The 18,929-nt window shown below is 69.9% G+C and carries 17 protein-coding genes; 6 read left to right on the top strand and 11 right to left on the bottom strand.

The genetic code is table 11. The annotated features are described in order from the left end of the window. The first annotated feature begins 2 nt into the window (after positions 1–2). Together QHF83_RS05680 and QHF83_RS05685 are read left to right on the top strand one after the other, a co-directional pair. Entirely contained in the window at positions 3–467 is a 465-nt protein-coding gene (locus QHF83_RS05680; RefSeq protein ID WP_282416742.1) for a MarR family transcriptional regulator, read from the top strand. Then, entirely contained in the window at positions 464–3,133 is a 2,670-nt protein-coding gene (locus QHF83_RS05685) for a PEP/pyruvate-binding domain-containing protein (RefSeq protein ID WP_282416743.1), read from the top strand. The genes QHF83_RS05680 and QHF83_RS05685 overlap by 4 nt, the downstream gene beginning before the upstream one ends. Before the next feature lie 15 nt (positions 3,134–3,148). Here the strand turns inward: QHF83_RS05685 and QHF83_RS05690 are convergent, their stop codons facing one another. Both QHF83_RS05690 and QHF83_RS05695 read right to left on the bottom strand, forming a co-directional pair. Continuing rightward, positions 3,149–4,573, bottom strand: coding sequence for a hypothetical protein (locus QHF83_RS05690; RefSeq protein ID WP_282416744.1), 1,425 nt, complete (start codon positions 4,571–4,573; stop codon positions 3,149–3,151). Between the two features lie 9 nt (positions 4,574–4,582). Beyond that, positions 4,583–5,008: an HIT family protein gene (locus QHF83_RS05695; RefSeq protein ID WP_282416745.1), complete on the bottom strand. Its 426-nt coding sequence runs from the start codon at positions 5,006–5,008 to the stop codon at positions 4,583–4,585. Positions 5,009–5,138: 130 nt separating this feature from the next. On the opposite strand from QHF83_RS05695, the gene QHF83_RS05700 reads away from it, so the two are divergent. Further along, on the top strand, positions 5,139–5,522 hold the full coding sequence (locus QHF83_RS05700) for a response regulator (protein WP_282416746.1): 384 nt from the start codon (positions 5,139–5,141) through the stop codon (positions 5,520–5,522). Here the strand turns inward: QHF83_RS05700 and QHF83_RS05705 are convergent, their stop codons facing one another. The 9 genes from QHF83_RS05705 to aroA form a co-directional block, all read right to left on the bottom strand. Then, positions 5,523–6,518: a hypothetical protein gene (locus tag QHF83_RS05705; RefSeq protein ID WP_282416747.1), complete on the bottom strand. Its 996-nt coding sequence runs from the start codon at positions 6,516–6,518 to the stop codon at positions 5,523–5,525. A 58-nt stretch (positions 6,519–6,576) separates the two neighbouring features. After that, the gene (locus QHF83_RS05710; RefSeq protein WP_282416748.1) at positions 6,577–7,962 is read right to left on the bottom strand and encodes an AI-2E family transporter; all 1,386 of its coding nucleotides are present in this window, start codon (positions 7,960–7,962) and stop codon (positions 6,577–6,579) included. Then, positions 7,959–8,495 (bottom strand): HIT domain-containing protein, encoded by a 537-nt coding sequence (locus QHF83_RS05715; protein ID WP_282416749.1) that lies wholly within the window; start codon positions 8,493–8,495, stop codon positions 7,959–7,961. Before QHF83_RS05715 ends, QHF83_RS05710 begins: the two co-directional genes overlap by 4 nt. Positions 8,496–8,534: 39 nt before the next feature. Then, complete coding sequence (locus QHF83_RS05720; protein ID WP_282416750.1) at positions 8,535–8,933, bottom strand: hypothetical protein; 399 nt, start codon at positions 8,931–8,933, stop codon at positions 8,535–8,537. A gap of 89 nt (positions 8,934–9,022) precedes the next feature. Beyond that, positions 9,023–10,804 carry a 30S ribosomal protein S1 gene (locus QHF83_RS05725; RefSeq protein ID WP_272420004.1) on the bottom strand — a complete coding sequence of 594 codons (1,782 nt, stop codon included), beginning with the start codon at positions 10,802–10,804 and terminating at the stop codon, positions 9,023–9,025. Between the two features lie 233 nt (positions 10,805–11,037). Next, a complete protein-coding gene (locus QHF83_RS05730; RefSeq protein WP_282416751.1) occupies positions 11,038–12,198 on the bottom strand; it encodes a hypothetical protein in 1,161 nt (386 codons plus the stop codon). Between the two features lie 19 nt (positions 12,199–12,217). Beyond that, complete coding sequence (locus QHF83_RS05735; RefSeq protein ID WP_282416752.1) at positions 12,218–13,192, bottom strand: hypothetical protein; 975 nt, start codon at positions 13,190–13,192, stop codon at positions 12,218–12,220. Further along, positions 13,161–13,883, bottom strand: a complete 723-nt coding sequence (cmk, locus tag QHF83_RS05740) for a (d)CMP kinase (RefSeq protein WP_282416753.1) — start codon at positions 13,881–13,883, stop codon at positions 13,161–13,163. The genes QHF83_RS05735 and cmk overlap by 32 nt, the downstream gene beginning before the upstream one ends. After that, complete coding sequence (gene aroA, locus QHF83_RS05745; RefSeq protein WP_282416754.1) at positions 13,880–15,244, bottom strand: 3-phosphoshikimate 1-carboxyvinyltransferase; 1,365 nt, start codon at positions 15,242–15,244, stop codon at positions 13,880–13,882. The genes cmk and aroA overlap by 4 nt, the downstream gene beginning before the upstream one ends. A 306-nt stretch (positions 15,245–15,550) precedes the next feature. Here aroA and QHF83_RS05750 point away from each other — a divergent pair, with 306 nt between their 5' ends. From QHF83_RS05750 to QHF83_RS05760, 3 genes are read left to right on the top strand one after another with little or no spacing between them, the layout of a single operon-like run. Further along, on the top strand, positions 15,551–16,960 hold the full coding sequence (locus tag QHF83_RS05750; protein ID WP_282416755.1) for a serine/threonine-protein kinase: 1,410 nt from the start codon (positions 15,551–15,553) through the stop codon (positions 16,958–16,960). A 43-nt stretch (positions 16,961–17,003) separates the two neighbouring features. Then, entirely contained in the window at positions 17,004–17,903 is a 900-nt protein-coding gene (locus tag QHF83_RS05755) for a hypothetical protein (protein ID WP_282416756.1), read from the top strand. Between the two features lie 14 nt (positions 17,904–17,917). Continuing rightward, positions 17,918–18,919: a DUF1566 domain-containing protein gene (locus QHF83_RS05760; protein WP_282416757.1), complete on the top strand. Its 1,002-nt coding sequence runs from the start codon at positions 17,918–17,920 to the stop codon at positions 18,917–18,919. The last annotated feature ends 10 nt before the right edge of the window (positions 18,920–18,929 follow it).

Raw genomic sequence — 18,929 nt, forward strand, 5'->3', positions numbered from 1 at the left:
ACATGAATGCCGAGGACCGCCGAGCGCTGCGAGAAAGCATCCGTGTCACGCGGATGGCGACGGCGCGCGACTTCTTGATCGGGGCGATCGCCTCGCTCGACGAGGTCGAGCTGACGCTCCTCCAGCTCGGCGTGCTGCTCCTGCTCGACGACGGCGTGCCGCGCACGTTGAAGGAGCTCGCAGAGCTCATCGGTCGTTCCCCCTCGGCGACGAGCCGCCTCGTCGATCAGCTCGTGCGGCGCAAGCTGCTCCTGCGCGAGGAGGATCCCGAGGACCGGCGCGCGCGGCGCGTGACGAGGAGCCCGCGCGCGGCGCGCCTCGTCGCAGAGCTCTTGGATCGGCGCACGGACGCGCAGATCCGCGTGATGGAGGCGCTCTCGGACGAGGAGCGCGCGCTCGTACTGCGGGCCTTCACCCTCCTGGGCGAGGCCGCGAAGAGGAAGACGACGAAGGAGGTCCGACGATGACGACAGAAGGCACGGTGCTCCCGCTCTCGGCGCTCGATCGATCCTCGCTCCCCATCGCCGGCGGAAAAGCGGCAAACCTCGGCGAAATGCTCCGCGCCGGGGTGCCGGTCCCGCCGGGGTTCGTCCTGACGACCTCCGCGTTCCGCGCCGCGGCTCGAGCGGCGAACATCGACCCGAAGCTCGAAGCGCTCGCGAAGGCGGAGCCGACGGATCGCGCCCGCCTCGCCGAGCTCGCGGCCGAGATCCGCGCCGCGCTCTCGTCCGTGACCGTGCCCGACGCGATCGCCGAGGCGTGCATCCGCGCGTACGACATGGAGCTCGGCGGCGTCGCCGTGGCCGTGCGCTCGTCGGCCACGGCCGAGGATCTGCCGGATGCGAGCTTCGCCGGGCAACAGGACACGTACCTCGGCGTGCTCGGCAAGGATGCCTTGCTCGACGCTGTTCGTCGTTGCTGGGCGTCGCTCTTCACCGAGCGTGCCGTCGTGTACCGCGCGGATCGGTCCATCGATCCGCGCGAGGTCTCGCTCGCGGTCGTCGTGCAGCGCCTCGTGCATGCGCGCGTCGCGGGCGTGCTCTTCACGGCGAACCCCGTGACGGGTCGTCGCCGTGAAGCGGTGATCGATGCGGCGCCGGGGCTCGGTGAGGCCGTCGTGAGTGGCGCGACGAACCCCGATCACCTGGAGGTCCGCGTCGACACGGGCGAGATCGTCGCGCGTCGCCTCGGGGACAAACGTGTCGTGATCGAGGCGCTGCCCGGCGGAGGAACGCGCCACGAAGAGCGCGCGGATGGCTCGGCGGAGGCCTGCATCTCCGACGCGGAGGCACGCGCGCTCGCGGTCATGGGTGCGCGCGTCGAGGCGCACTTCGGCGCGCCGCAGGACATCGAGTGGGCGATCGATCCCGAAGGAAAGATCCTCCTCGTGCAGTCGCGACCGATCACCACGCTCTTCCCGATCCCCGAAGGTCCTTGGTCCTCCAAGGAAGGACCGCGCGTCTACTTCAGCTTCAACGTGGCGCAGGGGGTGTTTCGCCCGTTCTCGCCGATGGGCCTTCAGTTCTGGCGCGCATTCTCGGGCAATGCCGCGAGGGCGACGGGCCTCTGGGACGGCGATCCTCTGGAGGGCGCGCCCTTCTGGGCCATCGGCGCGAACCGGTTGTTCCTCGACATCACGGGCGTCCTTCGTAATCCGCTTGGCCGCCGCGCCTTCCTCTTCGCCTCGACACGGATGGAAGCACGTACGGGCGCCGTGGTGCGCACGCTCCTGGAAGACGAGCGCCTCGGCCTCGTGCACACGCCTTCCTGGAGGACTGCGCGGAGCGTCGCTCGTGCTCTCGTGTCGATCGGTGCCCCGCGGATGGTCTTGCGCGGGCTCGTGAAGCCAGACGCCGTCTCGGCGAAGATCGCGGCCGATGCCGATGCCACGATCGCGCTCGGCGAGGTTACAGAGGGTTCGCCTCCGTCGGCCTATCTCGACGCGGTCGAGCGCATGCTCCGTGCTCCCTTCTTCATCTTCCTGAACATGCCGAGCGTTGCGGTCGGCTTCGTCGCGTTGCGTGTCCTCCGCGGCTTGCTGGGAGATGACCTGGACGAGGCCGAGGTCCACACGCTCCTGCGGTCGCTCCCGAACAACCCAACGACGGAGATGGATCTCGAGCTCTGGGCGCTCTCGCGCCGCGTGGGCGCTGATCCCGCGTCCCGGAGCGCGCTGCGCGAGGAGGCGCCTCTTGCGCTGGCGAAGCGCTTCGCCGATCGCTCGCTGCCGGCCGTGCTTCAACGTGAGCTCCAAACGTTCCTCGCGCGCTGGGGCGCGCGCGGGGTGGCGGAGATCGACATCGGCGTGCCGCGGTGGCGCGACGATCCGACGCACATCCTCGGCAGCGTCGCGAATTATCTCTCGCTAGGCGAGGACGCGGCCCCGCCGGACGTGGCCTTCGAGCGCGGCGCGCGCGAGGCGGAGCGGAAGGCGGAGGAGCTCGTGGCGCGTGCGCGCGCGAAGGGTGTCCTGCGTGGTGAGGTCGTGCGGTTCGCGGCGAGCCGAGTGCGCAGGCTCATGGGGGTTCGCGAGGCACCGAAGTTCGGCATCGTGCGCATCATCGCGCACGCCCGCGCGCTCCTGCTCGAGGCCGGTCGCCTGCTCGTGCAAGAGGGCAAGCTCGCCGCCGAGGACGACGTATTCCTCCTCGACCTGCGCGAGCTCCGCGCCGTCGTCGCGGGCGAGGATCTACGTGCGCTCGTGGCCGAGCGTCGGCGAATCATGGCGCAGGAGCTCGGCCGCAAACACGTGCCGCGCATCTTGCTCTCGGACGGCACGGAGCCCGAAGTGATGGCCGCCGCCGCATCGGGCGAAGGAGGTTTGTCGGGTACGCCTGCTTCGGCGGGCCGTGTCACGGGCAAGGCGCGTGTGGTGCTCGATCCCGTGGGCGCGAAGATCGAGCCCGGCGAGATCCTGGTCGCGCCGTCGACGGATCCCGGCTGGACGCCGCTGTTCCTGACGGCGGGTGGGCTCGTGATGGAGATGGGCGGGAGCATGTCGCACGGCGCGGTGGTCGCGCGTGAGTACGGGATCCCGGCCGTGGTCGGCGTCGCCGGCGCGACGGCGCGGATCACGACGGGGCAGCAGATCACCGTGGATGGAGGCGCGGGGCGGGTGGGGGTCGAGGCGTAATCCGCCCCCGCGGCGTCACTTTTTCTCGCTGAGCTTCTTCACGTGCTCGAGCACGCGCGTGTGGATCGCGTGGATCGCGCTGTCCGACCAGAACGCCCAGTACACGTTCGGCGACATCTCGAGCTCGTACCACGTCGTCCCTTCGAGCCGCGTCCGCCCGCCAGGCAGCTCCGTCAGCAGGAACTGACCATGTTTTGACCTCAAACTACCGTCGAGGTGCGGCGCGTGCACGTACTGGAACGGGCTCCACTCCTTCATCGCGTGCGGCTGCTTCGACACGTCGAACGCGAGCCGATGCGGCTTGTCCCAGACCGTGATCGGCTCGACGAACGGCCCCGTCGAGAACTCGCAGTACCGCACGGCGCCCACGCCCTCGCCTTCGAGACGCGCGCGCACCGGGTAGGCGATCCCCGTGTGGAAGAACCATTCCGACGGCGGCGCAAGCTCGCCGAAGCCGATCACGTTCTCCCAGACGCGATCCGGCGGCGCGTCCACCTCGATCACCGTCTTCACCTCGCGCAGCTCCGGCTTCGCGACCGCCGCCTCCGCGCTCACGATCCCCGGCAGCATCAGCACCGCCGCCGCTGCGTGGGATCGCGGCGTCTTCGCCTGCAGCGCGATCGCGCGGCCCAGGATCGCGCCGATCACCGCCACCACGCCCGCGATCGGCGCGGCCATCAGGAGGCACACGAGCCCCTCCAGCGCGAACAGGAGCATCGCCCCGCCCGTGAGGGCCACGGACAAACACGCGACCGCGACTGCACGGCGGAGCGGCTGCGGCGTGTCGCGGTTCAGGAGGAACGCGCTCACCGCGCCCATCACGAACGGCGTCACGAAGAAGAGCGACCAACCGTAGAGCTCCAGCGTGCACGCGCTGAGCCCCGCCATCCCGAGCCCCACCGCGACCGCGACCGCGACGCCGAGCAGCGCGCTCCGCAGCGTGCTCTCGATCTTCGGCTGGATCTTCTCCTGCGACCCGCCCGTGCGATACGGCGACGTCGGGTCCGGCTTCCACGTGTCCCCGCGCTCGGGGATCGCCGCGAGGGCAATCATCGCGAGGTAGTTCAGTCCCGGCACGAGGAACGTCAGCCCTCCCCAGGGCGACAGGCCCGCGTTCGCCGCGCGGCGGATGCTCATCGACACGCCGATCCACAGGAACGGCAGCGTCGCGACGCCCATCGCCACGAAGAGCCACTCAGGTGCGTCCGGGATACTCTTCGTACGGAACGTGAAGACCGGGTTCAGGTAGGCGAGCGGCGAAAAGAGCACGCCCGACGCGAGGTACACGAGCAGCGCGTCGATGCCGTACTTCAGCGCCATCAACGTGACGCCCGTGAACAGATAAGCGCGTCTGCCAACAGGCGCTTCGAGGCCGAACCAGAGCCTCGCCACCTCACGCACGGGCGAGCGCGGGCGAGACGAGGGCGGTGTGTCGCTCATGGGCGCGCATTATGCGGGAGATCGCAGCGCCGTACGTAGCGCCTCCGCGACACGCGCCATCTCGTCCTCGCTCTCGTATTTCGCGCGAGGCCAGAAGAACCCTCGCAATCCATCCTTTTTGCGCCGCGGCACCACGTGCACGTGCAGGTGCGGCACGCTCTGGCTGATCTTGTTGTTCATCGCGACGAAAGAACCCTCCGCCGAGAGCGCCGGCTCGATCGCGCGGGCGATGCGCTGCGCGGCGCCGAAGAGCGGCGCGATCGAGGGCTCGGGTAGGTCGAGCAGCGTCGGCACGTGTGCGCGCGGCACGACGAGGCAGTGGCCAGGGAACAGGGGGCTGCGATCGAGGAACGCGAGGACCTCGGGTTCGTCGAGCACGACGTGGGCAGGAAGCTCACCGATCGCAATACGACAAAAGGAGCATGCCTGGGCCATGGAAGAGAATTTCGTCGCAGGTGGATGTGCTCGTTTGCCTTCGCACGAAGATTCGTCCAGCGCGGCGGGGCGGGGGCTGGCGATGCCGTGGGCAGGTCAGTAGAGTGGCACGCCTTTGCCGGCGGGGACCATGGGCACGATCGAGCAGGGGAGCCGCGGCGTCCTCATCGTCGAGGACGATCCCGATATCCGTGAGACCATTGCGCAAATCCTCGAGGAAGAGGGGTACGAGGTGCGCGGCGCGAGCAATGGCAAGCAGGCTCTCGACCTGCTTCGCGAGGGAGCGCGCCCACAGCTCATCCTGCTCGACCTGATGATGCCCATCCTGGATGGCTGGGGCTTTCGGGCCGAGCAGCGCAGCGATCCGAGGATCGCCGACATCCCCGTCATCGTGATCTCGGCCGACGGGAACCTGCGGCAGCAGGCCGCGAAGATCCAGGCGAACGGCTACCTGCGCAAGCCCGTCGGCATCGAGACGCTTCTCAGCACGGTCCAGCGTTACCTGAAGCCGTAGCTACGACCGGCGATACTCCATCTTGCGCGGGATCATGCCGCTCTTCGAGATCATCTCGAAGGCCTCTTTTTCGAGGAGAGGGTGCACGCCCTTCGGCGACACGCCGCCGGGGATCTTCTTCTTCGTGATGAACGACGCGAGGTACTGCGGGTTGATCGCCGAGAGCTGCCGCAGGATCTGCTTCATCCGCTTCGTGTCGTTCGTCCACGCGTAGGCGAACGCCCGCGAGCGCAGGAGCTGCGGCTTGATGTCGGCGAACGTCGCGTCGTTCGGATCGAGCGTGTCGAGCAGCTCCACGGCCTTCTTCGCCTGACCGCCGCGCGCCCACGCCTCGCCCACGATCGCCGCGATCGTCGCCCGGCTCTTCGCGTCCTTGTGCCGGCCGAGATCGATCTTGTCGACGAGGCCCTTGGCCGCCTCGGTCTCGCCGAGCACGAGGTGGATCATCGCGCGCTGCGCCCGCGCCTCGTCCGCGACGGGCGGCATCACCTTGTCGAGCTTGATGCTCTCCAGCGTGGCGAGCGCCTTCTTGGGATCCTCCTGCAACTCGAGCTGCGCGCGCGCGAACACAGCCGCGGGGTCGTCCTTGCCGAACTCGCTCTCGAGCTTCTCGATCGCCTCCTTGCGCGCCTCGGGCGTGTCCGCGCCGCGCACGAGGTTCGCCACGGCGCGCGAGCGCTTCGCGTACCGGACCACCCAGACGACGAGCCCCGCGACCGCGATCGTCACGACGAGCGCCACGACCTTCGAGACCCAGCCCGAGATGAAGAGCGCGATGATCCAGACGATCGCGAGCGGGATGCCGATCCGGACCGCGAGCTTCTTCGGCTCGAGCATCTGGAGCGGATCGGGCTGCGCGGCTTGCTTGTCGCGCGCGGACGCGATGAGCGCCTCGCGCGCGTCCTTCGCGCTCGCCGGCTTTGCCGCGGCCTTCGGCTTGTCCGCGGTCTTCGGTTTCTCCTGCGTGTTGCTCTTCGGCTTGTCGGACGTCTTCAAGGCGAGCGCTTCATACCACGTGCCACGGGAAACAGTAGCGCGGGCCCTCCCGACTTCGTCAGCCCGCGGCGCCTGCTTCGGGCTCGGGCGGCGTCGCCTTCACGTCCGGACGCACCTTCGCGGCGGGGGGGTGCGTCGACATGGGATCGGGGAGGCCCATCGTGGACTCGCGGAAGTGCAGGAAGATGGTCTGGGCGATGGACATGCACGGCACCGCGAAGAGCGCGCCCGTGATCTGGAAGAAGTGCTCGCCCACGAGCAGCGAGAAGACGACGAGGACGGGGTGGATCTTCGCCGCGTCGCCGATGATCTTCGGGTTCAGGAAGTTCGCCTCGAGCTGGTGGATGCCGACGATCCACGCGAGCACGCCGACCGCCGTCATGGGCGACTGCGTCAGGCCGATGAGCACGGCCGGCACCGAGCTCAGGATCGAGCCGAAGATCGGGATGAGCGACATCACGGCCGCGAGGATCGAGAGGATCGGCCAGTACTTCAGGTGGAAGAGCCAGAAGCCGATCGCCGAGAGCACGCCGTTCACGAGGCAGATGAGGAGCTGCCCGCGCACGACGCCGGACAGGCCTCGATCGAGCCTTCGCATGAAGCGCTCGAACGCGTGGTGCGAGGTCGGGTCCCAGAGATCGCGGAAGAAGGCGAGGATCTTCTCGTGGGTCAGGATGATGTAACCCGCGAGCATCAACGTCATGAAGAGGTTGAAGATCCCGCGCGAGATCGCGCCCGCGATCCGCTGGCCGATCTGCAGCACGACGGTCGCGTTCTGCCGCAGGTAGAGCAGCCCCTTGTCGAACCCTTCACGCAAGAGGCCCGCGCTCGACAGCCGCTTCGGCTCCTGGTTCACGACCTCCCACGTGCCGTGCTGCACCTCGTGCAGGCGCAGATCCTCGCTCACGAAGACGTCGTACGAGCCGTCGTCGCGCTTCACGATCCGCAGCGGCGGCCGCTCGTCTGCCCGCGCGTCGGCCTTGCTCGGCTCGCCCGCGCCGATCTCCGAGCTCGGGTTCGGCGTGGGAGCCGGCGTGGCCTCCTCCGCGGGGCGTTGCCCCGACCAGCGTACGAGCCGCGAGTCGATCGCAGGCAACCACTCGTTCCGCACCTTGCGCGTGAGGTTCGGCCACTCGCTCGCGAGCGCCTGCCCCTCGGTGACGAGGCGCGGGACGATCATCCCGATGAACCCGCCGATCGCTCCGAGCGTCATCGCATAGACGAGCAGGATCGCGGCCCAACGCGGCACGCGCATGCGCTCGACGCGCAGCACCGCGGGCGTGAGCACGTACGCGACGACGAGCGCCAGCACGAACGGCAGCATCACCTCGTGCGCGACGATGCAGAGTGAGACGACGAGCACCGCGCTCGTCGCGAGGAAGATGCGGCGCGCGGTCTTGCGCTCCGGGGGCAGGGGGGTGACGGGCGGCGACGCTTCGCTCACGGGTTTCCGGCTCCCTCGCTCGCCGCGGGCAAACGCACGCCCGGCAGATCCGCGAAGAAGGGCACGAGGTAGTCGCGCGTCTTTTCGAGGGCCTGGGGCACGACGCGTACGTCGGCGAGCACCGGCATGAAGTTCGTGTCTCCGCTCCAGCGCGGGACGATGTGCGCGTGCAGGTGCTCGGCGATGCCAGCGCCCGCAGCCGCGCCGAGGTTCAATCCGACGTTGAGCCCCTCGGGCTTCACCGCCGCGCGCAGCCGCACCGTCGCCTCGCGCACGAGATCGAAGAGCGCGTGATGATCCTCGTGCGACAGCTTCTCGAGCGCGTCGACGTGCGCGTGCGGCACGATCAAGAGGTGCGCCGCGGCGAACGGATAGCGGTTGAGCACGACAAACGCGCGCGGCGTGTCACACACCACGAGCCGCGCGCGGAGCTCCTCCGGCGGAGCAGCCTCAATGCCGCAAAACACGCAGGAACCACCCTTTTTCGAAAGGATGTACTCCATGCGCCACGGCGCCCAGAGCGGATTGCCCATCGATCGCGGCACGCTAGCACCGGCACCGGCTGGTGGCGATCAACGCGCGGGCGCCGGCCTACCGGATTTCTCGGTCGGGGAAGGCGAAAGGGCGTAATCGATGGCGACCGAGACGCCGAGCCCCACCGCGGTCCCCAGGAGATCCCAGGCGAAGTCCTTCCACGACGGCGTGCCGAACCCCGCGGCGTCGAGGATTTCCTTGGTGTACCCAGCACCGAGCGCGACGGCCATGCCGACGGCGACACGGTTCGCTCGCCCGTCGAGTCCATACAGGGCAGAGGCGCCGTACGCGCCGCCCGCGAGCGCGGCCGAGAAGCCGAAGTGCAGCGCCTTGTCGCGGCCGAAAAAAGGATCGGGGTCGCTCGGCGGATCCGCGCGCGCCGGGAGCGCGGTGACGAGTGCGGCGAGGACGATGGGCGCGACGAGGCGTCGAGACATGCGCCGATCGTAGGGACAAAACGCCCGCGGCGCCTCTCCCTCTCGCGAGGGGGAAGGCGCCGCGTACGGTCACCGGAGAAGGGGCAGGATTACTCCTGATCCTTCGCCTTGTTCTTGAGGTCGAGTTTGCCGCCGAGCTTCTCTTTGATGAGATCGCCGATCGTCCCCGGCACGTTCTTCTCCTCGTCGGCCGCCGTGCTGCCACCGCCGCCCGCTCCCTTCGCGCGCTTCGGGCGCTCGGCGGGCTGCGGCTTCTCCACGCCGATGTTCTTCATCGTCGCGAAGAGGCGGCGCTCGATCGTGTCGACGCTCGAGATCTCGACCTTCACGAGGTCGCCGACCTTGATCTTCGTGCCCTCGGGCTCGAGGATGTCGCCCGTCGAGACGAGCGCCTCGACGCCCTCGCGCAGGCGCACGAAGATGCCGTACTCGACGATGCTGATCACCTGGGACTCGTCGATCACGCGGCCGGGCGCGAACTCGCTGAGCATCGTCGGCCACGGGTCGTCCCAGAGCTGCTTGATGCCGAGCGAGACCTTCTTCTCGTCGTGGTTGATCGAGAGGATGATCGCCTCGACGTCGTCGCCCTTGTGGTGCAGGTCGCTCGGGTTGTTGACACGCACCGTCCACGAGAGGTCGCTCTTGTGGACCATGCCGTCGACGCCCTCCTCGATCCCGACGAACACGCCGTAATCGGTGAGCGAACGGACCTTGCCCGCGATCTTGTCGCCGGGGTGGTACTTGTCCGTGAAGAGCATCCACGGATCGGGCTCGAGCTGCTTGAGACCGAGGCTGATGCGCTTGGCGCGCGCGTCGACCTCGAGCACCTGGCACTCGATCTCCTGGCCGACCTCGAGGAGCTTCGACGGATGCTTGACCTTCTTGGTCCAGCTCATCTCGCTCACGTGGATCAGGCCCTCGACGCCCGGCTCGAGCTCCACGAAGGCGCCGTAGTCCGTGATCGACATGACCTTGCCGCGGACCTTCTTGCCGGCCGGGTAGGCTTCCTCGGCGTGGTTCCACGGATCCTCCTGGGTCTGCTTGAGGCCCAGGGAGACGCGCTCGGTCTCGGGGTTGTACTTGAGGACCTTGACGGTGACCTCGTCGCCGACGTTGAACACCTCGTTCGGGTGGTTCACGCGGCCCCAGCTCATGTCCGTGATGTGGAGCAGGCCGTCGATGCCGCCGAGGTCCACGAACGCACCGTACTCGGTGATGTTCTTGATCGTGCCCTTGACGGTCATGCCCTCGGTGAGGGTCTCGAGCGTCTTCTGCTTCATCTCGTCGCGCTCGCGCTCGAGCAGGACGCGGCGGGAGAGGACGATGTTGCCCCGCTTCTTGTTGAACTTGATGACCTTGAACTTGTAGGTCTGGCCGATCAGTTTGTCCAAGTTGCGGATCGGGCGGAGGTCGACCTGCGACCCCGGGAGGAACGCCTTCACGCCGCCGCGGATGGTGACCGAGAGGCCGCCCTTCACGCGCTGGCTGATGGTGCCCTCGATGAGCTCGTCCGCCTCGCAGGCGTTCGAGATCTCATCCCAGACCTTCATCTTGTCGGCTTTTTCTTTCGACAAGGTGACGAGGCCGTCGTCGTTCTCGCGGCTCTCGATGTAGACGTCCACCTTGTCGCCGGGCTTGACGCCGACCTGACCCGTGGCATCCGCGAACTCTCGGAGGGGGATTACGCCCTCGCTCTTGCCACCGATGTCGACCACCACCGAGTCACGGCCGACCTGAACGACCGTCCCTGCGATGATCTCGCCCTCGCGCGCGAAATCGGACTCGACCCGCTGCTCGAAGAGCGCGGCGAAGCTCTCCATGCTGGATCCCATGTCGGATCCCGTCATCTCCACGTTCGCGTTACTAGCCATCTGGTCTTTTGAAACCGTCCTTCCCTAGGATTTCCCGGAGCATCGGAGGCGATGCACCGCGCGAGCGTGCGGCTCGAATTGAGCCGGCCTCGGGCACACGTCGGGCGTCGAGCCGGATCCGGGAGAGCGGTCCCTCTAGTCCGAGGCCAGCGCCTTGTCAATGCAGTGCCCCGCGCACGTCCGTTTTGTCCGACCGGACCCGGGAGCACGACGTTCGCCCGGAGCGACCGAAATCAAGGCTTTTTGTCGGGGATTTCCGCCCCTCGGAGCTTGCCCGCGAGCTTCTCCGCCGCCCGATCCAGTCCGTCGTACGGCCAGGCCGCGCGGAGCACGACGACATCTCCCTCGCGCTTCACGGTGGTCGCGCGGAGCGCCTCCTTCTCTCCCGCGACGTCCGGCACGAGCAAGAGCGCGAGTCCGAGATCGGAGAGCAGCGCGCGCGTGCCTTCTTCGAGCTTCGGCGCGTCCGCGGCCTTCGTCGGTTCGAGACGAACGACGAGCTCCGGCGAACCACCGAGCGCCAGCGTGCCCGTGGCCCGCTCGACCGTGCCGAGAACGGACGCGCGCGGCGTGATCGCGCCCGCCCCGGAGATCGCCTCGAACGCCTGCCGCGCGATCGCGAACGTGACCGCGCCCTTCTCGGGCAAACCGAGCTTCTGCCCTTCCTCCGTCGCGGGGAGCGCGGCCTCCACGATCGATCGATCCGTGCCGACGAGGATCGTCCCGTCGTCCGCCTGTCCGATCACGATCGAAGGTCCCACGAAGAGCTCGCCTTCACGCCGGAACCCGGCCCAGCCCTCCTCGCGCGCGACCTCCGCGAGTCCTTTGACGAACCTCCCGCGCTCGATGCGACCGCCGAGCAGCGCGACCCAGCTCTTGCCGTCCATCGACGCGACGACGACCTCGCGCAGGTCCGCGGGCAAACGCACGCCCGTGTGATCGTGGATGCGCGCGGCGCGCGAGGGGCGCGACGGCGCCGAGGCCTCGGGCGCGCTGCCTTCATCGAGCGCGAGCTTCACGAGGTGCTCGCGCACGGGGCCGAAGAGCACGAGGTCCGCCGCTTCGATCCGGATCGCGACGTTCGTCCCCGCAGGCACGTGCTCGCGCGCCGTGGGGCGATACCGCAGGACGAAGTTCCAGAACGCGAGCGCCGCGATCGCCGCGACCACGAAGACCGCGGCCACGGCCACGAGCACGATGCGCGACGGGCGCGGCTTCGGGCGCGGCGCTTCGACGCGAGGCTCGGGCGGCGCTTCGGGCGGCGCTTCGGGCGGCGGTTCGGGTGGAGCGACCGCGGGCGCTTCCGGCGCAGGTGCGGGCGCCGCTCCGAGCGCGTCGGGATCGCGCTGCGTGGGCGGGACGGGCTCGATCGGATCCACGAGCGTGTCGGCCATCGCCCCCGAGCGTAAGCGTTCAGCGCTCGCCTTGCATCCTCTCCGGCGCCGCGAGCTTGCCTTCGAGCAGCGCGCGCAGGACCTCCGAGGAGAGATCCCAGCGCACACGCACGGCGCGATCGACACGCTCGATCCGGATGTCCTCGAAGAGCACCGCGTACCGGCTGCCCTGTCCACCCTCGCGCAGCGCGCGGAGCAAGTTCTCGGCTTTGCCCGCAGCTTGCCCCGTGCCGGCCGTGATCTCCGCGTCGACGCGGAGCGCGTCGCCGACCATGACCGCGCTCGCGCGCGCTCTCTCGAGGCCGCCGATGATCGACGCGATCGAGGGGAAGCGCCGCTCGAGCGAGGGCGGCAAGCGCCGCGCGCGGAGATCCGCGCTGACGAGGCCCTCGGCGGCGGGATCACGCCGGCGGTTGTCCGGGCCCTTGAGGAGCACACGCTCGACGCTGTCCACCTCGATCGGCGTGACGAACACGATCATGCGGTCGGCGAAGGCGTGGATGCGCGCGGTCGTGGCGCGGCCGAGGGGCCCGTTTCGCTCCCAGGTCCGGACATCGTCCGCGATCGGTGGATCGACGAGACGGAACAGCCTGGGATCGGGGCGCACGTCCTCCACGTCGCCCTCGACCACGAGCACGCGATCGCCGACCTCGGCGTCCGCGGCGCGAAGGCCGATCCACACGACCTTGGCGCGCGTGATCGCCTGCGAGACGAGCGCCTCCTCGCCGCCGCTCTCCTCCTCGACGCGCGCGGAGAGCGCGTCCGCCAGGGGGCCGAGCTGCGCGCGCATGCGGCCGAGATCGACGCGCAGCACGAGATCGAGATCGTCCGGGAAGAGCTCGGCAGGATCGAGGATGTCGCGTTTGCCCCGGGACGGGGTCTTCGGGGCCGGCACCTCGCCGCCGCACGCCGCGGCGAACACGAGCGCGCCGAGGCCGAGCACGAACGCGCGGCGGAACACCTCAGCCGGCGCGCTCGCGCTGTTCGACGACAAGCGCCATCTCCTCGACGAGCTCGGCGACGTCCCGGTGGCTCGAGTCGACGACGATCGCGTCGTCGGCCTGCCGGAGCGGCGCCACGGGTCGCTCCGTGTCGGCCTTGTCGCGGCGCTCGACGTCCGCGAACGTCGTCTCGTAGGTCGCTTCCTTGCCCTGCGCGACGAGCTCCTCGTAGCGCCTGCGCGCGCGGACCTCGGGCGATGCGGTCAGGAAAAACTTCACCTCGGCGTCCGGGAAGACGACCGTGCCGATGTCGCGACCTTCGAGCACCACGCCGCCCTCGGCGCCTTGTCCGCGCTGCATGTCGAGCAACGCGGCGCGCACCGCGGGCACGGCCGATACGCGGCTCGCGCCGAGGCTCACGTCCGGCGAGCGGATCGCGGTCGAGACGTCCTCGCCGTCGAGCAGGACACGCATCCCGCTGCCGCCGCCCGTCGCGCCCTCGGCGCGCTCGATGACCATGCGCTTGCGGGCCACGAGATCCGCGGCGAGCGCGCCGAGCGCCTCGGGATCGTCCCAGCGGATGGGGGCGCGCACGGCCGCGAGCGCGACCGTGCGGTAGAGCGCGCCCGTGTCGAGGAGCAGGTAGCCGAGCCGCTCCGCGAGCCTGCGCGCGACCGTGCTCTTGCCCGCGCCCGCCGGCCCGTCGATCGCGACCCGTACTGCCCTCCGCCGTCCGCTGCTCATGGAGTTCCTCCGCCCGACTCCACCTCGATCCGTGCCCCGAGCGCGCGCATCGTGCCGACGAACCGCGGGAAGCTCGTCGCGATGTTGTCGGCGTCGCGCACGCGCGTGGGCCCGTCCGCGAGGAGCCCGAGCACGCACGATGCCATGGCGATGCGGTGATCGCCGCCGCTCTCGATGTCGGCCGCCTTGAGCTTGCCTTCCGGCTGCCCCTCGATGGCGAGCCCGTCCGGCCGCTCCTCGCACGTCACGCCGAACGCCCGCAGCACGCGCGCCATCATGGCGATGCGATCGCTCTCCTTCACGCGGAGCTCGGCCGCGTCCTCGATGAGCGTCGTGCCGCTCGCGCGCGCCGCGAGCGCGCAAAGGATCGGCACCTCGTCGATCGTGCGCGCCACGAGCTCGCCGCCGAGCCGACCCTTATGCAGATCCGCCGCGCTGGCGTGCAGGTCGCCGATCGGCTCGCCCATCTCCTCGCCCTTCGGCTCGAGCACGAGCGAACCGCCCATGTCGCGTAGCACCTCGAAGAGCCCGGTGCGCGTCGGGTTCAGGCCCACGCGACGCACGGTCACGCGGCTGCCCGGGACGAGCTGCGCGGCCGTGACGAGGAACGACGCGGACGAAGGATCCCCCGGCACCGTGATCGAGAACGCCGGGAGCTTGCCCGAGAACGCGGGGCCGTCGAGCTCGATGATCGCGCCGACCGTGCGCAGCGGCACGCCGAGCGCGAGCAAGAGCCGCTCGGTGTGATCGCGCGACACGAGCGGCTCGCGCACGTACGTCGATCCGTCGGCGTAGAGGCCCGAGAGCAGGATCGCGCTCTTCACCTGCGCGCTCGCGACGGGCATCTCGTACTCGAGGGGCCCGAGCACATTGGGCTCGGGCAGCGGACCGATGTGGAGCGGCGCCGTGATCTCTCCGACGCGCTTCGGATCGAGCTTGCCCTCGATGCGTCCGCCGCGCAGGCGCAGCGGCCTCGCGATGCGCTCCATCGGCCGGCGCGAGAGCGACTCGTCGCCGATGAGCACGGTGGCGAAGCGCTGCGCGACGAGCACGCCGGAGAGCAGGCGCATCGTCGTGCCCGAGTTGCCGCAGTCGATGGGCTCGCTCGGCGCGCGCAGGCCGTAGAGGCCCTTGCCGCCGACGAGCAGCGTCTCGTTCTGCTCCTCGGTGGTGATGCCCATCGCGCGGAGCGCGCCGAGCGTGGACATGTTGTCTGCGCCGAGCGCGCCACCTTCGATGCGGCTCTGTCCTTCGGCGAGACCGGCCAGGAGGATGGCCCGGTGGGCGATGCTCTTGTCGCCGGGGACCGGGACGCTGCCCGTCAGAGGGCGTTCGGATGGAAAGACGACGAGGTCGGTCACGGGCAGGCTCTAGCAGAAGCCGAGGGCCGAGGGGATGGCTGTCGCGCGGGGCAGGTGGGACGCATGCGAGCCGCCTCCGGGGCGGCTGCCCGGGGCGACCCGGTCCGTGCGCGGCAGGGCAGGGGAGCGGGGCGCCCCGTCCGGGGCGTCATTTCATTATTAGCTGATGACAAACCATTGACGGTTCGTCCCCATTTTACGGGTTCCAGCCGGAACGGCGCGGCTCGCGGAAGCGTCGAGATCGCCCGCCTTCGATTGTGTTTCCGCCCTCGCGCGCTATCGTGAAACACGGGGATCATGGGGGGTATGAAGAGCGCGGAATATGCGATCGACGTCGACGTCGATCTCGGCGAGGCCTCGCTGCCGCGCCAGGGCGACGTGGTCGCGGGGAAATATCGGGTCCTGCGGGCCCTCGGCGCCGGGGGGATGGGGGTCGTGGTCGAGGCGGAGCACACGAGCCTCCGGCAGCGCGTCGCGCTCAAGTTCCTGCATCCCAAGGTGGCGGCGAGCGACGTCTCCGTGACGCGGCTGCTCCGCGAGGCGCGAGCCGCGAGCGCGATCAAGAGCGAACACGTGGCGCGCGTGCTCGACATGGGCACGCTGCCCTGGGGCTCGCCGTTCGTCGTGATGGAATATCTCACCGGAATCGACCTCCGGGGCATGCTCGGGCGCCGCGGCCCGCTGCCCGTGGAGGACGCGGTCGATTACATCCTCCAGGCCTGCGAGGCGCTCGCCGAGGCGCATTCCCTGGGCATCGTCCATCGCGACATCAAGCCCTCGAACCTTTTTCTCACGAGCCGCGCCGACGGCTCGCCGCTCATCAAGGTTCTCGATTTCGGCATCGCCAAGGTCCTGCGCCCGAGCGGCGCCACGCAGGCCGAGGACGTCGTCACGCTCACGGGCAATGGGCTCGTGGTGGGGTCGCCGCGGTACACGTCGCCCGAGCGGCTGCGGGATCCGACGCACGTCGATCCACGCACCGACATCTGGTCCCTCGGCATCGTTTTGCACGAGCTTTTGACGGGCCAGAGCCCCTTCGAGGCGAAGACCATTTCGTCGCTTTACTTCCGCATCGCCGCGGACCCGCCCGCGCGGGTGCGGGATGTGCGTCCGGACGTACCCGAGGGGCTCGAGAATGCGATCCTCCAGTGCCTGCAAAAAGATCCGAGCAAGCGCACGCCCGACGTGGCCGAGCTCGCGGCGTCGCTCCGGCCCTTCGCGCCCGAGCGCAGCGAGACCAGCGTGCGACGGGCGATCCGCGTGCTCGGCATAACGCCGGAAAAATTGTCCACGTATGCAGGATGGACCGGGAGCCGCGAGGCCGACGGCCCGCGCGGCTCGCTCTCGACGGCCCTCTTGCCCGCAGCGCTGCGGCGCTCGGCGCGCATCCGCGCCGGGCTCGGCCTGCTCGGCGTGACGCTGCTCGTGGTGGGGGCGCTCGTCGTATCGAGCGGAGATGCGCCCGAGGAAATCGCGCCCGCGCCGGGACAGGCCCACGGGGCCCCCGAGCGGCGAAACGAGCCCTCGGTCGAGGTCGCGCCGGCCGATCGGAGCGCCCCGACCGCCGAGGGCCCCGACGAGCCCGCGGCCCCCGCGTCGAGCTCGGCGGCCAAGGAGCAAAAGGGTGGCACGACTTCGCCTTATCGAACCTCTGGGGCCCCCGCGGGGCGCCGCAAAGGAGGGAGCTTCCTTGATCCGCTGGGCAGCCGCAAATAGGAGATACGTTCGTCGAGACAACCGACTTCTTCTCCCCGGACTCGTGATGCTCGTCCTCACGGCCGGAGGGACCGCCCGCGCGGGAGATTCCGCAGCGGAGGAGGCGGAGGCCCTCTTCCGCGAGGGCAAGCAGCTCATGGCGGAGAAGCGGTATGCCGAGGCTTGTCCGAAGCTCGCGGAGAGCCATCGGCTCGATCCGGGCGGCGGGACGATCCTGAACCTCGCCCTCTGCCACGAGGCGGAAGGCAAGACGGCGACGGCCTACCGCGAGCTCGGCGAGGCCCTCGCGTGGGCGCGCACGGACGCGAGGCCCGACCGCGCGGAGATCGCCCATGAGCGGCTCGAGGCGCTCGAAGACGATCTCGCGCGGCTCGTGGTGGTGCTCGGGCCCGGCGCGCGCGCCGCGGGGATGGAGATCGAGCGTGACGGGACGTCGATCGCGGAGGCGTCGCTCGGCGAGCCCGCGCCGGTCGATCCAGGCGAGCACATGGTCGTCGCGAAGGCCGACGGGAAGGAGCCGTTTCGCACGACGGTGCGGGTCGCGCCGGGCGCGCGGGTCACGGTGGTGGTGCCCGCGCTCGCGCCGTCACGGGGACCGTCGGGCACGCGCATCGCGGCGCACGTGACCGCGGGGCTCTCGGCGGCCGCGCTCGGCGCGGGGGCGTTCTTCGGGATCCGCGCGCTGGTGAAAGAGAACGAGGCGCGCGCGCGGTGCCAGGGCGCGCTTTGCCCCGACGCGGCGTCGCTCGGCGTGGCCGAGGAGGGTCGGACGGCCGCGCGGATCGCCGACGTGACGCTCGGCGTGGGCGCGCTCTTCCTGGTCACGTCCGCGACCCTCTACTGGGTGTCGCGCTCGAAGAGCCCCGCGGATCCACGTGCTTCGATCGCGATCGCGCCGTCCGCTGGATCGGGCGCGACGTTGCTCCTGGGAGGAACATTTTGAGTACAAAACGAACGGTGATCCCTCCGTTCGCCCGGTTCGTCGCGTGGCCGCTCCTCCTCGCGAGTCCTCTCGGCTGCGAGATCGTGGCGGGGATCGAGCCACGAAGGCTCGCGCCGGCGGCCGCGCCCGAGAGCGTGTGCACCGAGATCGCGGGCGCGGGCTTCCCCGACTCGGCGACGCGGTTCTGCTCCGATGGCGCCTCCGAGGTGTCCTGCGACGACACGAGCCTCGGGGCGGGGCAGGATGGTCACGTGCTCGGCGTCCTGCCGAGCTACACGGAGGCTCCTTTCGGCAAGGCCGCGGGCGGCGGCGTGCGCGACGAGATCCTCGACCTCGTGTGGGAGAGCGACGCGGCCCCGGCACCCGTCTCGTGGGAGGAAGCGCGCGCGCGTTGTGAAAAACGCGGCGGCGGCGCGCGGCTGCCTTCCCGCGTGGAGCTCGTCTCGCTCGTGGACTACGGGCGTGACGGGCCCGCGATCAACCCCTCGATGATCTCCGTGCCCACGTCGTCCACGGATCTCTACTGGACCGCGACGTCGGCGATGGATGGCGTGTGGGTGGTCGGGTTCGTCGATGGATCGATGACGTCCCTCGATCGCACGCTCGCGGCGCGTACCCGTTGCGTCACGGGTCCTCCGCGCGCGTCGTGCCTCGAGGAGGGCGCGGGCGGCGAGACGTTGATCGACGAGCGCACGGGCCTCGTGTGGCAACGGGTGAGCACGCCGGAGGTGAGCTCGTGGCAAGGCGCCCTCGCGTTCTGCGCGTCGCTCATGCTCGGCGACGCCAAGGGCTTCCGGCTGCCGAGCATCAAGGAGCTCGTGAGCCTCGGCCTCGGCGACAGCGCCGGCGAAGATCCCACGTCCACGGCGATGTCGTTTCCCGATGGGGAAGGCCGCTTCTGGTCGTCGACGCCCGTCGCCGCCGCGCCGTCCGAAGCGTGGCTCCTCGACGGCCTCACGGGCCGCATCGATCACCAGCCGGTGGCCATGAAGGCGCGCGTGCGTTGCGTGCGATGACGCGCGCGCT

Origin of the sequence: Polyangium sp. 15x6, from assembly GCF_029960785.1 — a bacterium.
Taxonomy (GTDB): Bacteria; Myxococcota_A; Polyangia; order Polyangiales; family Polyangiaceae; genus Polyangium.

Bases quoted from the DNA above. Each gene is read 5' to 3' on its own strand.
- QHF83_RS05680 (WP_282416742.1), top strand. From the start codon at position 3: ATGAATGCCGAGGACCGCCGAGCGCTGCGAGAAAGCATCCGTGTCACG.
- QHF83_RS05685 (WP_282416743.1), top strand. From the start codon at position 464: ATGACGACAGAAGGCACGGTGCTCCCGCTCTCGGCGCTCGATCGATCC.
- QHF83_RS05690 (WP_282416744.1), bottom strand. From the start codon at position 4,573: ATGAGCGACACACCGCCCTCGTCTCGCCCGCGCTCGCCCGTGCGTGAG.
- QHF83_RS05695 (WP_282416745.1), bottom strand. From the start codon at position 5,008: ATGGCCCAGGCATGCTCCTTTTGTCGTATTGCGATCGGTGAGCTTCCT.
- QHF83_RS05700 (WP_282416746.1), top strand. From the start codon at position 5,139: ATGGGCACGATCGAGCAGGGGAGCCGCGGCGTCCTCATCGTCGAGGAC.
- QHF83_RS05715 (WP_282416749.1), bottom strand. From the start codon at position 8,495: ATGGGCAATCCGCTCTGGGCGCCGTGGCGCATGGAGTACATCCTTTCG.
- QHF83_RS05720 (WP_282416750.1), bottom strand. From the start codon at position 8,933: ATGTCTCGACGCCTCGTCGCGCCCATCGTCCTCGCCGCACTCGTCACC.
- QHF83_RS05725 (WP_272420004.1), bottom strand. From the start codon at position 10,804: ATGGCTAGTAACGCGAACGTGGAGATGACGGGATCCGACATGGGATCC.
- QHF83_RS05730 (WP_282416751.1), bottom strand. From the start codon at position 12,198: ATGGCCGACACGCTCGTGGATCCGATCGAGCCCGTCCCGCCCACGCAG.
- cmk (WP_282416753.1), bottom strand. From the start codon at position 13,883: ATGAGCAGCGGACGGCGGAGGGCAGTACGGGTCGCGATCGACGGGCCG.
- QHF83_RS05750 (WP_282416755.1), top strand. From the start codon at position 15,551: ATGAAGAGCGCGGAATATGCGATCGACGTCGACGTCGATCTCGGCGAG.